Below are 14,505 nucleotides of genomic sequence, written 5' to 3'. Positions count from 1 at the left end.
TGTCGGTCTATTAGTTACTATCTGTTTGCAAAAATACGAAAAAAAATGAAATGAATATCTTTTTTGTTGAAAAAAGACTATCTTTGCGGAAAAATATATCTTAATAAAAGTAACAATATGCCGAAAAGTACTACTGACAGCAAAACATGGTCGCAGCTCTTGCTGAGCATTGACTGGCAAGCTGACCGTCATAGTGAATATCACGCTATTGAGTTCCAACGGCCTACGAAGGGTCTTCCTGTGCCAGAATTCCCTGTTATTGAAGGCGAACCGTTGTCTGTAGAGCGGCTACCGATGAGCAGTGGCTGGCGACATCTGTTTGCTACCATCGTAGTAAGGACCTTTGATGAATATTCGCTGACCATCCAATATGGCACCATGGAATACACGATAACACCCGATGCGGGGAAATTTTCGTTAGGTGAGAAAGGGAGGGACTACGCAACGTTAGAGTTATCTCTCAGGCTGAAAGAGGATGAAACCGTTACTAACGATGATACAAGTAGCCTTTTTTCGTTCATACACTAACCGACGATGGTGTTACCTCCGACTACGCTGATGCCAAAGAAGCATACGAAGGGAGGTAACATCATCATCGATGAGTCAGTTATTACTTAATAGGCTTGCTCGTGCACACCTTTAACGGCACGGCCTGAGGGGTCGTTTAGGTTTTTGAAGGCCTCGTCCCATTCCAGGGCGATAGCGGTAGAGCATGCTACGCTGGCTTCGCTGGGCACGCTTAGGGCAGCTGAGTCGCTGGGGAAATGCTCGGCAAAGATTGAGCGGTAGTAGTATTCCTCTTTATTCTTTGGTGGGTTGATGGGGAATCGCTCGGCGGCATGGGCCATCTGCTCGTCGCTGACGGCTTCAGATGTAATCTGTTTCAGAGTGTCGATCCAGCTGTAGCCGACGCCATCGCTGAACTGTTCCTTTTGTCGCCATGCGACTGCCTCTGGAAGCATGTTAGCAAAGGCCTCGCGTACAATCTTCTTTTCGACGGTTTTACCTGGGCACATCTTGGCTTCAGGGTTGGTACGCATAGCTACATCGAGGAACTCTTTGTCGAGGAAGGGCACACGTCCCTCAACGCCCCAGGCACTCAAGCTCTTGTTGGCTCGTAAACAATCATAAAGATGTAGCTTAGAGAGTTTGCGTACAGTCTCCTCGTGGAAGTCTTTGTCTGTTGGGGCCTTATGAAAGTAGAGATAACCACCGAAAATCTCGTCGGCACCCTCGCCTGAGAGTACCATTTTGATACCCATCGACTTGATGACACGCGCCAGCAGATACATAGGTGTTGAGGCACGTACGGTGGTCACGTCGTAGGTCTCGATAAAGTAGATCACATCGCGGATGGCATCCAAGCCTTCCTGTATGGTGTAGTTGATTTCGTGGTGAACGGTACCGATGTGGTCGGCCACCAGCTTGGCCTTGGCCAGATCGGGTGCCCCCTTCAGACCGACGGCAAACGAGTGCAGGCGAGGCCAGTAGGCTTTGGTTCTCGAGTCGTCCTCGATACGCATTTCGCTGTATTTCTCGGCGATGGCCGAGATAACGCTCGAGTCGAGTCCGCCCGAGAGCAACACACCGTAAGGAACATCGCTCATCAGCTGGCGTTTCACCGCACCTTCGAGTGCATCGTGGATAGCTTCAACCGATGCGGGGTTGTCTTTCACGGCATCGTACTCCATCCAGTCGCGCTTGTAGTAACGCTTCTGTCCAGGGTCTGCACTCCAGTAATAATGGCCAGGAAGGAAGGGCTCGTAGTGCTCACACTGCCCCTCAAGAGCTTTCAGTTCTGAAGCTACGTACACCTTGCCGTCGGCATCGCAGCCGATGTACAGGGGGATGACGCCAATGGGGTCGCGAGCAATAAGGAACTCATCGGTCTCTTCATCGTAAAGGGCAAAGGCAAAGATGCCACTCAGGTCTTCAAGGAAATCGATACCCTTTTCGCGATACAAGGCTAGGATTACTTCGCAGTCGCTACCTGTCTGGAAGTCGTACTTGCCGGCATAACGGCGGCGGATTTCCTGATGATTGTAAATCTCGCCGTTAACGGCAAGCACTTGTTTGTGGTCGGGCGAGAATAGGGGTTGGCCACCCGACTCTGGATCAACAATACTTAATCGCTCGTGAGCTAAGATGGCTGAACCGCCACAGTAGATGCCACTCCAGTCGGGACCACGATGACGGATTTTCTGACTCATCTTTAATGCTTTTTGTCGCATTTCTTGCGACTGCTCCTTGATGTTGAAAATACCTACTATTCCACACATAATATTTTGTTTTTTTATAGTTGTTTGAATGTTTGCTTTTTTAAAAGAGTCCTTGGACTCACGGCTGAAGCGTGAATCCAAAGACGAAGAAAGCTTTTTCAGTTCTTGGGTTGGCCGCAATCTGGCCGAACACAGGAATACTGAACGTGTCGGTTATCTTGATATCCTTTGTGGCTTTCAGTGACACGTTGGTTACTGCAAAGCCTGTTGTATCGTAGAAACTGGTGGCGAAAGGAACGGCACCAACGGCTGCGCTCCAATCGACTGAGGCGAGTTTGAAGGGTACGCCTAATTCTACGTAGCTTGAATAAGCGCGTTTACCATCCTTATTGACGCCATCGTTGCCTGCAAAGTTGGTGAACCACTGGATGCTGGCAGCACCAAAGTCGTAGCCAACGTTTGCTTCGAAGATGTGGCTGGTCTTGTGGGCATCGTAGAGGAAATAGCGCTCCTCAGGGCTGTTAAACCAGTAGTCGGTTACGCCGATGTTGAATCCACCTGTTGTGTAACCCAAAGTCAGATCGAACTCCTTGGTATCATTGGCATCAACCAGTCCGTAACTACCCCATGCTGAGAGTGAGAGACCTTTGTAACCGATGCCGAGAGTTGGCTGGATAGCTGCGCTTCCACACTCTGTACCACGCCAGACGTATGAACTTACTACATCAGCAGCTACTGTTGTTTCTACTTCATCCTGTGCCGTAGCACTCATTCCTGCGGCAAGCAATGTTGCCATTAAAACAATCTTTTTCATAATTCGTTCTCTTTTAACTATTCACTTTTCACTACTTAGTTATAACACATTTCTCCATGCTCGTAAATATCCAGACCTTCTTCCTCAATACGCTTGCTAACGCGCAGACCGTGAATCTTCTTGATACTGTAGAACAGAACTACACCGCAGGCAGCAGCCCAGAGGTCGATAACCAGAACACCGAACAGTTCAGCTCCGAAGAATCCAAATCCGTGACCGTAGAAAGCACCGTTAGAGGTTGACAGCAGGCCGGTCATCAGTGTTCCGAGGATACCGCAGACACCATGTACAGAAGATGCGCCAACAGGGTCATCGATATGCAGTTTGTGATCTATAAACTCAATCGCGTAAACCAGTACGATTCCGCAAACCAAACCGATGATAACAGCTCCGAAGGGTGATACCAGGTCGCAACCGGCGGTTATACCTACCAATCCTGCCAGCACACCGTTAAGGGTGAGTGAGAGCGATGGTTTGCCGTACTTTATGTAGGTAAGGAACATGGTTGCAGTTCCACCAGCTACAGCAGCCAAGTTAGTGGTAAGGAATACGTGGCTGATGGCAATGCGGTTAACTTCGCCGCTGGCAGCCAGCTGTGAACCGGGGTTGAATCCGAACCAGCCCAACCAGAGAATGAAAACGCCCAGTGCAGCCATGGCTAAGTTATGACCAGGAATAGCACGGCTTTTACCATCCTCACCATATTTACCTACACGGGGCCCCAGTGCGATAGCACCTACCAAAGCAAGCACACCACCTACGCTATGTACAATAGCTGAACCGGCAAAGTCGTGGAACACATCGCCAAAGGTGGTCATCATGAAACTGTCAGCTGCGTCGTTGCAGAGCCAGCCGCCACCCCAGGTCCAGTGACCCTCAACGGGATAGATAATCAGCGAAATAACTGCGCTGTAAACCAGATACATTGAGAACTTTGTACGCTCGGCCATAGCACCGCTGACGATAGTTGCGGCGGTAGCACAGAATACGGTCTCGAAAATCAGGAATCCTTCAACAGGCAGGTCGCTCTTATAGAAACTCAGGTCGCCCCAGTTAGGCATACCAATAAAACCGCCTAATACGTCGCCGCCAAACATAAATCCGAAACCTAAGAAGAAGAACAACAGAGAGCCGAACATGAAGTCGACAAAGTTCTTCATCAGGATGTTAGCGGTGTTCTTACTACGTGTAAATCCTGCTTCACACAGCGCAAAACCAGGCTGCATCCAGAAAACCAACATTGCTGCCAATAGCATCCATACGGTATCGAGTGATATTCCAATTTCGTTCATAATCCTGAAAATTTAGTTTGTTAATACCTTAGCTTATCACTATTTACTTCTTGTCTCTTAGTACAGTGTCACCATGTTCGCCTGTGCGGATGCTCCATGTGTCGATGACGTCGCTCACAAAGATGCGACCGTCGCCAATTTCACCCGTATGGGCAACTTCTAAAATAACCTTGACCGTTGGATCGAGGAACATGTCGCGGCACACAATGGTGATGGCGACACGCTCGATCACGTCGGTACTGTACTGTACGCCACGATAGATGCGCTCCTGACGGCTCTGGCCGATGCCGTGCACGTCGTGGTACTCAAACCAATCGATGTCGGATGATAGCAAAGCTGCTTTCACCTCCTCGAACTTAGTCTTTCGGATAATCGCTTCAATCTTTTTCATACCTCTTAAACTTTTACCTATTTATAATATAAACCATTAAATTGATTACACTTTGTTATTTCTTGGGTGCAAAGTTAATGCATTTTGTAAGTAAAACAATGTATTTCTTTTGCATTTTGATATTGAACATTTTCTTTTGTTATCCTTTTGTAATCGTTAATAGTGATTTTCTTTTAAACTGTAAGCAAAACACATTATGGTGCTTACAAATTGTTACTTTTCTATAAATTGAAGGTGATTATGCTAAGTATTTTTTGAATTTTCTTCCAAAAAGTACTACCTTTGCAGCGCAAACTTAAATAAGGTATATATTAATTATGGCATTAGTAAACGACCACTTCTTGAAGCTGCCGAACAATTATCTGTTCGCCGATATTGCAAAAAAGGTAAACGCCTTTAAGGCTATGCATCCTAAGGTGGATGTCATTTCGCTGGGCATAGGCGATGTAACGCAACCATTAGCACCTGCCGTTATCGAGGCTATTCATAAGGCAGCCGACGAGATGGCCACCCGTCAGGGGTTCAGAGGGTATGGTCCTGAGCAGGGCTACGATTTTCTGCGCGATGCTATCTTGAAAAATGATTTCCTGCCACGCGGTATTCACTTGGATCGCGACGAGGTGTTTATCAACGATGGTGCTAAGAGTGATACTGGTAACATTCAGGAATTGGTACGCTGGGATAACTCTATCGGCGTTACTGATCCTATCTATCCTGTTTACATCGATTCGAACGTGATGATTGGTCGTGCTGGTGTGCAAGAGGATGGCCGTTGGTCTAATGTGCTTTATATGCCTTGTAATGCCGAGAACGGTTTTGTGCCTCAGCTGCCTGATCGCCGTGTTGACGTTATCTATCTGTGCTATCCTAACAACCCCACAGGTACTGTTATCTCTAAGGCCGAGTTGCGCAAGTGGGTAAACTACGCGCTTAAGAATGATACACTCATTTTCTACGATGCTGCTTATCAGGCTTATATTCAGGATGATGAGATCCCTCATAGTATCTACGAGATTCGTGGTGCCCGCAAGTGCGCTATCGAGTTCCACTCGTACTCCAAGACGGCCGGTTTCACCGGTATCCGCTGCGGCTATACCATTGTGCCCAAGGAGGTGACGGCTGCCACGCTCACGGGCGAGCGCATACCGCTCAACCCGCTATGGAACCGCCGTCAGTGTACCAAGTTTAATGGTACCAGTTACATATCGCAGCGTGCAGCTGAAGCTATTTACACCCCCGAGGGTAAGCAGCAGGTGAAGGAAACAATCAACTATTACATGCAAAATGCCAAGAAGATGCTTACTACTCTACGTGGCTTGGGTTTCGAGTGCTATGGTGGCGAGAATGCTCCTTACATCTGGGCGAAGACCCCCGAGACCTCAAGTTCTTGGAAGTTCTTCGAAGAAATGTTGTATGGTGCCCATGTGGTTTGTACGCCAGGTGTGGGTTTCGGTCCATCAGGCGAGGGTTATGTTCGATTCACGGCCTTTGGTAGTCATGAACAGACTGACGAGGCATTGTTGAGAATAGAAAAATGGCTTAAGAAATAAGCTGTTAGTAATAAGAGAGAGTGAAAAAAAGTAGGTCATCCGACCTACTTTTTTGTTATCTTATCCACATAGTTTATAAACGCTTGGTTTACCAGTTTCACACCGCCTGGAGTGGGGTAGTGTCCTGTAAAATACCAGTCGCCAGGATGGTTGGGGCAGGCTTTGTGAAGTCCTTCGATACTCTGGAATACAAGTTCGATGGGTGCCTGCATGTCGGCTGGTCGTAACATCTCGACGATTTTCTGATTGATTTCGTCGACAGTGAAGGGCTCGTATACGGCGCGCACGCAGTTCTGCATCTGCTCCTTCGGCTTCGTTAGCTCGCGTTTGCAGGCCAGATAGGTGTCGTTTACCAATTGCCACATGCCGCGCTCTTCGATGAGAGCCATTGTGGCACGGAAAGCGCAGAACTCCTCTAATCGTGCCATATCGATGCCGTAGTAGTCGGGGTAGCGGATTTGAGGCGAACTTGATACCATTACAATCTTCTTGGGGTGTAGGCGGTCCAGAATCTTAAAGATGCTCTCCTTCAGTGTGGTGCCGCGTACAATCGAGTCGTCGATAATCACGAGGTTATCCACGCCTGCCTGCAGTGAGCCGTAGCTGATGTCGTAGACGTGGGCAGCCAGATCGTTACGTTCGCTATTGTCTGTGATAAAGGTGCGCAACTTGATATCTTTCCACACTACTTTCTCTGTACGTACGTCGCCGTGTAGTTTGCGGAACCCGTCTGTCATCCCATAAAAGGCCACCTCGGCGGTGTTGGGGATATAGGAAAAAACTGAATGGGATACATCGCCGTCGATGGCCTTTAAGATGGGTTGCGTCAGCTGTTCGCCCAGTCGTTTGCGCTCCTGGTAGATGTCGCAGTCGGAGCCGCGACTAAAGTAGATGCGCTCGAACGAGCAGGCGCTCAGTTTCTGGGCAGGCATAATCTGCTCCAGTCGGCTTTCGCCGTTCTTATGTACTATCAGTGCTTGACCTGGCATCAGTTCATGCACGTCGTTACTGTCAATATCAAATGTCGTTTGCAGCACGGGGCGTTCGCTGGCCAGTGCTATAATCTCGTCGTCGCGATAGTAGAATGCGGGTCGGATGCCCCAGGGATCGCGTACGCTGAACATCTCGCCACTACCTGTCAGTCCGCACATCACAAAACCACCATCGTAATGCTGCATGGTGGTGCGCAGTACGTTGGCCATCTCAATGTGGTCGTCAATATAGTTGGTAATGTCGATGCCTGTTAAGCCCTGTGCAGTGGCCTCCTGATACAGGCGCTCCACTTCGCGGTCCAGTCGGTGTCCCATGAGCTCCAGGGTGATGTATGAGTCGCCGTAGATACGTGGACTCTGTCCCTGGGCGGTCAGGAAGTCGAACACCTCGTCGATATTGGTCATGTTAAAGTTACCGCACAGACAGAGGTTTTTGGCGCGCCAGTTATTGCGTCGCAGGAAAGGGTGCACAAATGTCAGTCCGCTCTTGCCGGTGGTCGAGTATCGCAGGTGGCCCATCAGCAGCTCGCCTTTCATCTCCTCGGTCACGCGACTGAATATCTCGGTAATGGCGTTCTTGCCCTCTGCCTTTTCGCGGAACATGTACTCGGTGCCGGGCTTGTTGTTCAGGTTCACGCTGGCTATACCGGCGCCCTCTTGTCCGCGGTTGTGCTGTTTCTCCATCATCAGGTACAGCTTGTTAAAACCGTAGGCCCAGGTACCGTATTTCTTCTCGTAGTAATCCAGCGGCTTCAGCAGGCGAATCATCGCCACTCCACACTCGTGTTTCAGTTGTTCCATAGTTGCTTATTTACAGGCTTTAATGAAATTCATAAACAGTGGGTGGGGGTTTAGTACCGTAGATGAGTACTCGGGGTGGAACTGAGTACCGATGTACCAGCGCTTCTCGGGTATCTCTACGATTTCTACCAGGTTGGCATCGGGGTTGATGCCTACACACTTCATGCCCTTGGCCTCGTACTCATTCTGGTACTTGTTGTTGAACTCGTAGCGGTGGCGGTGGCGCTCCTTAATCAGTGTCTCCTCGCCGTAGGCTTCGTACACGCGGCTGCCCTTAACCAGCTCGCACTCGTAAGCGCCCAGGCGCATGGTGCCGCCCATCTCGGTAATATTCTTCTGCTCCTCCATGATGTCAATCACGTTGTGGGGTGTCTTCTCGTCCATCTCCATGCTGTTGGCATCCTTGTAGCCCAGCACGTTACGGGCAAACTCAATCACCATCATCTGCATGCCCAGACAGATGCCGAACGTTGGGATATCGTTGGTGCGGGTGTATTCGGCGGCAATAATCTTGCCCTCGATACCACGCTGGCCAAAGCCCGGACAAACCACAATGCCTGCCAGACCCTTCAGTTTCTCGGTCACATTGGCTTTGGTTATTTCCTCGCTGTTCACAAAGTGCATTTTTACCTTTACATCGTTGTAGATACCAGCTAGGTTCAGACTCTCGCGAATACTCTTGTATGCATCCTGAAGGTCGTATTTTCCTACCAGTCCGATGTGTACCTCGTTGGTGGCATGGCGCTGCTTTTCAAGGAAATCGCGCCAAGGCTTCATGGCTGGTGTCTCGCCTACGGGGATGCCAATCTTACGCATGATGGCAGCATCCAGTCCCTGATGTTGCATGTTCACGGGCACCTCGTAAATGCTGGGCAGATCCTCGCTCTGCACCACGCACTCCAGGTCCACGTTACAGAACGATGCCACCTTCATGCGCATGCCGTCGTCCAGATGGCGCTCGGTGCGCAGTACCAGGATATCGGGCTGGATACCCATGCCCTGAAGCTCCTTCACGCTGTGCTGTGTGGGCTTGGTCTTCAATTCGTCGGCGGCTTTTAAGTAAGGTACGTACGTGAGGTGTACGCATACGGCATTGCGACCCAGCTGGTAACGCAGTTGTCGGATGGCCTCCATAAATGGGGCGCTCTCAATGTCACCGATGGTGCCGCCCACCTCGGTAATGATAAAGTCGAAGCCTTCGTCCAAGCCCTCGCGCAGCATGCGGTGCTTAATCTCGTCGGTAATGTGTGGCACTACCTGGATCGTTTTACCCAGGTAGTCGCCGCGACGCTCACGGTCAATCACCGTTTTATAAATGCGTCCTGTTGTTATAGAGTTGTTTCGTGTTGTGTGTATGCCTGTAAATCGCTCGTAGTGTCCCAGGTCCAAATCGGTCTCAAAACCGTCGGCAGTCACGTAGCATTCGCCATGCTCGTAGGGGTTCAGTGTACCTGGGTCGATGTTGATATAGGGGTCGAATTTCTGTATAGTGACTTTGTAGCCGCGTGCCTGCAGCAACTTGCCTATGCTGGCTGATATGATTCCTTTGCCAAGTGATGAAACCACACCGCCTGTTACGAAAATGTACTTTGTTTCCATAAAATCAATCTATTTTATGGACTGCAAAGGTAAGCATTATTATAATAATACGCGTACATATCATAATAAATAAACAAACAAGTTCTAAGCTAACTGCATTTCTTTAGTATTGAGGTTTGTTTTTATTTCGAATTGTAAGCAAAATAACAATATTAGCTTACAGATTGTTATTTTTACGAAAAAAGTAGATAAAAACGTTACGCGTTTAGTCGTTTTGATTACAAAATGTCATACCTTTGCACTCAAAATATGACAAAAAGTAAGGTTAATGAAGGATAATATGACAAAAAGAAAGCAAACTCAAACCAAAAAAGGACTCTACCAGAGCGACTATGAGCATGATGCTTGCGGCGTGGGTATGGTGGTTAACATACACGGCGGAAAAAGTCATGATCTGGTTGACAATGCACTGAAGGTGCTTGAGAACATGGAACACCGTGGCGCCGAGACACGCGACAAGACCGGTGATGGTGCGGGTATCATGGTACAGATACCCCACGAGTTTATTTTGTTACAGGGTATCCCTGTGCCCGAGAAAGGTAAGTATGGCACAGGTTTGGTTTTTCTGCCTAAGGCTGCGAGTAAGCGAGAGCAGGGCCAAACAAGTTTGAGCTCTGCCGAGCGTGAGCAGGCTCGACCGGAGGTCAACGACGAGAGGCAGCAGCAGATCCTGAGCGTGATGATCGAGGAGATTGAGCGTGAGGGACTGCAGCTGATGCATCTGCGCACGGTGCCCACCAATCCTGAGGTGCTGGGTGTGGCTGCCCGCGAGGTGGAACCCGACATTAAGCAGATTTTTGTAACGGGCGTAGCTGAGGACGATGTGCCTGTGTTTGAGCGTATATTATATAAAGTACGCAAGCGCATAGAGAACCGCATCAATGATGAGGATTTTTATCTCTGTTCGCTGTCGAGCAAAAATATTATCTACAAGGGAATGCTTACCAGCGGACAGCTGCGACGCTATTTCCCCGATCTTTCTAACGATTACTTTACGAGCGGACTGGCCTTGGTTCACTCGCGTTTCTCTACCAATACCTTCCCCAAATGGAAGCTGGCACAGCCCTTCCGACTGCTGGCCCACAACGGTGAGATTAACACCATTCGTGGCAACCGCGGCTGGATGAAAGCAAGAGAGAGTGTGCTCAGCAGCGAGGCGCTGGGTGATATCAAGGACCTTCGCCCCATCGTGCAGGAGGGCATGAGCGACTCGGCCAGCCTCGACAACGTGTTCGAGTTCCTCATGATGAGCGGACTCTCGCTGCCGCAGGCTATGGCCATCCTGGTGCCCGAGAGCTTTAACGATAAGAATCCTATTTCAGAAGATTTGAAAGCCTTCTACGAATATCACTCTATCCTGATGGAGCCGTGGGACGGTCCTGCCGCACTGCTGTTTAGCGATGGTCGCTACGCAGGCGGAATGTTGGACCGCAACGGTCTGCGCCCCAGCCGCTACACCATCACCAAGCAAGGTATGATGGTGGTAGCCTCTGAGGTTGGCGTGATGGACTTTGAACCCGGCGACGTGGTTTCGAAGGGACGCCTGCAGCCAGGAAAGATTCTGCTGATTGACACCCAGGAAGGCAAGATTTACTACGATGGCGAGATTAAGGAGAAGCTGGCCAAGGCTCATCCTTACCGCGAGTGGCTGGCCGAGAACCGCGTGCAGCTTGAGAAACTGAAGAGCGGACGTAAGGTTGACAACGGCGTGAGCGACTTGCAGCAGAAGCTGGTTACCTTCGGATTTGGTCAGGAGGATATCGACAAGACTATCATTCCTATGGCCACAGCTGGACAGGAGCCTGTAGCTGCGATGGGTAACGACACTCCGCTGGCCGTTATCAGCGACCGTCCACAGGTGCTGTTCAACTACTTCCGTCAGCAGTTTGCGCAGGTTACCAACCCTGCCATCGACCCTATCCGCGAGGAGCTTGTAATGAGTCTTACCGAATACATCGGTGCTGTAGGTACCAATATCCTGACACCCGATGCATCGAACTGTAAGATGGTACGTTTGCCGCAGCCAGTTTTAACCAACACACAACTTGATATACTTTGTAACATCCGCTACAAGGGCTTCAACACCAAGAAGTTGCCTATCGTGTTTGAGATGGCTAAGGGTGAGGAAGGTTTGCGCCAAGCTTTGGACGACTTGTGCCATCAGGCCGAAGCCAGTGTAGACGAGGGTGTTAACTACATTATTCTGAGCGACCGCGACTTGGACGATACCCATGCCGCCATCCCATCGCTGTTGGCCGTTAGTGCTGTTCACCACTACCTGATTAGCGTAGGTAAGCGCGTGCAGACAGCCCTAATTGTTGAGAGCGGTGAAATTCGTGAGGTGATGCACGCGGCTCTGCTGCTGGGTTACGGTGCCAGCGCCCTGTGTCCATACATGACGTTTGCCGTGCTCGACGATCTGGTGAAGCACCACAAGATTCAGGAGGAGTACGCTACTGCCGAGAAGAACTACATCAAGGCCGTGGACAAGGGCTTGAAGAAGATTATGAGTAAGATGGGTATCAGTACCATCCGCAGCTACCGCGGTGCCAAGATTTTTGAGAGCATCGGACTGAGCGAAGACCTACTGCGCCGTTACTTCGGTACCGAGGTGAGCACCATTGGTGGTGTGGGTCTGAAGGAGATTGCCCGCGATGCTATCGCATTGCATGAGGCTGCCAAGGAGCAGACACTGCTACAGAACCAGGGACAGTTTGCATGGCGTAAGGATGGTATCAAGCACGCTTGGAACCCAGAAACTATTGCTAAGCTTCAGTTGGCTACCCGTCAGGGTAACTACGATAAGTTTAAGCAGTGGGCTAAGCTGGTTGACGAGAAGGAGAGTCCCATCTTTATCCGCGACTTCTTCGGATTCAAGAAGGCTGCCAAGCCAACCCCAATCGACGAGGTTGAAAGCGTAGAAAGCATTGTTAAGCATTTTGTTACAGGTGCCATGAGTTTCGGTGCCCTGAGCATCGAGGCCCACGAGGCACTGGCACTGGCCATGAACAAGCTGGGCGCCCGCAGTAACACCGGTGAGGGTGGTGAGGACAACGCACGCTACCACTCGGAGGTTGACGGTGTAAGCCTGAGCTCGAAGACCAAGCAGATTGCCAGTGGACGTTTTGGTGTAACCGCCGAGTACCTGGTGAATGCCGAGGAGATACAGATTAAGGTGGCACAGGGTGCTAAGCCTGGTGAGGGCGGACAGCTGCCTGGCTTTAAGGTTAACGAGATTATCGCCAAGACACGTAATGCCATCCCCGGTATCTCGCTTATCTCGCCTCCACCACATCACGATATCTACAGTATCGAGGACCTGGCACAGCTCATCTTCGACCTGAAGAATATCAACCCCACAGCTGCCGTAAGCGTAAAGCTGGTGGCCGAGAGTGGTGTAGGAACCATTGCCGCTGGTGTGGCTAAGGCCAAGGCCGACCTGATTGTAATCAGTGGTGCCGAGGGTGGTACTGGTGCCAGCCCTGCATCAAGTATGCGATTTGCAGGTATCAGTCCTGAAATCGGACTGGCTGAGACCCAGCAGACACTGGTGATGAACGGTCTGCGTAATCAGGTTCGCCTGCAGACCGACGGACAGCTGAAGACAGCCAAGGACGTGATTATCATGGCGATGCTTGGTGCCGACGAGTTCTCGTTCGGAACACTGCCCCTGATTGTGCTGGGTTGTGTGATGATGCGTAAGTGTAACACCAATACCTGCCCGATGGGTGTGGCTACCCAAAATCCCGAGCTGCGTAAGCATTTTGAGGGTAGAGCCGAGTACGTGGTTAACTTCTTTACCTTCCTGGCCGAGCAGGTACGCGAATACCTGAGTGAAATCGGTGTGAAGAGTCTGAAGGAGATTATTGGACACACCGAGTTGATTGAGGTGAACACCGAGAACGCTACCGATAAGCAGAAGACCATCGACTTTGCCCGCTTGCTGCACAAGCCTGCAACCGACAAGGCTCTGTACTGGGATCGTGGCGCCTACACCAAGGTAACAGGTGTGAAGGACGAGGAGATGATTCGTGCTGCACAGAAGGCTATCGAGAATCAGGAAGAGGTAACACTCGACTATGCCATCAAGAATACCGACCGCGCTGTGGGTACCATGCTGAGTGGTGTGATTGCCCAGAAGTATGGCGAGGCTGGACTGCCCGACGGAACCATCAAGATTAAGTTCAAGGGTTCGGCTGGTCAGAGTTTCGGTGCCTTTGCCGTGAAGGGACTGGATTTGCGCCTCGAGGGCGAGACCAACGACTACTTCGGTAAGGGTCTTTCAGGTGGTCGTATCTCTATTCTGCCTCCTGCCCGCAGGAGCGACGACTTTAAGGCTGAAGAAAATATTATCGCAGGTAACACCGGACTGTACGGTGCTACATCGGGCGAACTCTATATAAATGGTAAGGTAGGCGAGCGCTTCGGAGTGCGTAATTCGGGTGCCATCGCTGTGATTGAAGGTGCCGGCGACCACTGCTGCGAGTACATGACTGGCGGACGTGTGGTAGTGCTGGGTAAGACGGGCCGTAACTTTGCCGCCGGTATGAGTGGTGGTGTAGCCTATGTTTACGACCCCGATCACACCTTCGACTATTTCTGCAACATGGATATGGTTGAACTCTCGCTGGTTGAGGACAGTGTAAGCCGCAAAGAGCTGCTTGAGCTGATTCGCGAGCACTATCTGCACACAGGCTCGGCTCTGGCAGGACGTATGCTCGACGACTGGCACCGCTACATCGAGGACTTTATCCAGGTTGTACCTATCGAGTACAAACGCGTGCTCGAAGAAGAGAAGATGGCGCGCCTGCACGAGAAGATTGCCGACATCCAGCGCGACTATTAAA

Annotated in this window: 9 protein-coding genes; 3 read left to right on the top strand and 6 right to left on the bottom strand. The window is 50.4% G+C overall.

Annotated features, from left to right (window positions below; genetic code table 11):
* Positions 1–117: 117 nt before the first annotated feature.
* Positions 118–528, top strand: a complete 411-nt coding sequence (locus T491_RS0112050; RefSeq protein WP_028904114.1) for a hypothetical protein — start codon at positions 118–120, stop codon at positions 526–528.
* Between the two features lie 86 nt (positions 529–614).
* On the opposite strand, the gene asnB is transcribed toward T491_RS0112050, so the two are convergent.
* Genes asnB through T491_RS0112030 form a run of 4 tightly spaced genes read right to left on the bottom strand, consistent with a single transcriptional unit; the run spans position 615 to position 4,716 of the window.
* The gene (asnB, locus tag T491_RS0112045; RefSeq protein WP_028904113.1) at positions 615–2,279 is read right to left on the bottom strand and encodes an asparagine synthase B; all 1,665 of its coding nucleotides are present in this window, start codon (positions 2,277–2,279) and stop codon (positions 615–617) included.
* 58 nt (positions 2,280–2,337) lie between these two features.
* Positions 2,338–3,033 carry a hypothetical protein gene (locus T491_RS0112040; protein ID WP_028904112.1) on the bottom strand — a complete coding sequence of 232 codons (696 nt, stop codon included), beginning with the start codon at positions 3,031–3,033 and terminating at the stop codon, positions 2,338–2,340.
* A gap of 35 nt (positions 3,034–3,068) precedes the next feature.
* Entirely contained in the window at positions 3,069–4,325 is a 1,257-nt protein-coding gene (locus tag T491_RS0112035; protein ID WP_155950125.1) for an ammonium transporter, read from the bottom strand.
* A 43-nt stretch (positions 4,326–4,368) separates the two neighbouring features.
* Entirely contained in the window at positions 4,369–4,716 is a 348-nt protein-coding gene (locus T491_RS0112030) for a P-II family nitrogen regulator (protein ID WP_028904110.1), read from the bottom strand.
* Positions 4,717–5,033: 317 nt separating this feature from the next.
* On the opposite strand from T491_RS0112030, the gene T491_RS0112025 reads away from it, so the two are divergent.
* A complete protein-coding gene (locus T491_RS0112025; protein WP_028904109.1) occupies positions 5,034–6,266 on the top strand; it encodes an LL-diaminopimelate aminotransferase in 1,233 nt (410 codons plus the stop codon).
* Between the two features lie 44 nt (positions 6,267–6,310).
* Here T491_RS0112025 and T491_RS0112020 read toward each other — a convergent pair whose 3' ends face one another.
* Together T491_RS0112020 and T491_RS0112015 are read right to left on the bottom strand one after the other, a co-directional pair.
* On the bottom strand, positions 6,311–8,059 hold the full coding sequence (locus T491_RS0112020; RefSeq protein ID WP_028904108.1) for an amidophosphoribosyltransferase: 1,749 nt from the start codon (positions 8,057–8,059) through the stop codon (positions 6,311–6,313).
* Positions 8,060–8,065: 6 nt separating this feature from the next.
* A complete protein-coding gene (locus T491_RS0112015) occupies positions 8,066–9,658 on the bottom strand; it encodes a CTP synthase (RefSeq protein WP_028904107.1) in 1,593 nt (530 codons plus the stop codon).
* A gap of 280 nt (positions 9,659–9,938) precedes the next feature.
* On the opposite strand from T491_RS0112015, the gene gltB reads away from it, so the two are divergent.
* A complete protein-coding gene (gene gltB, locus T491_RS0112010; protein WP_028904106.1) occupies positions 9,939–14,504 on the top strand; it encodes a glutamate synthase large subunit in 4,566 nt (1,521 codons plus the stop codon).
* The last annotated feature ends 1 nt before the right edge of the window (position 14,505 follow it).

The organism is Prevotella sp. P6B4, assembly GCF_000619985.1.
In the GTDB taxonomy this organism is placed as follows: domain Bacteria; phylum Bacteroidota; class Bacteroidia; order Bacteroidales; family Bacteroidaceae; genus Prevotella.
Note: the sequence above shows the minus strand (reverse complement) of the source record. Positions and strands in the feature narration are given on the sequence as shown.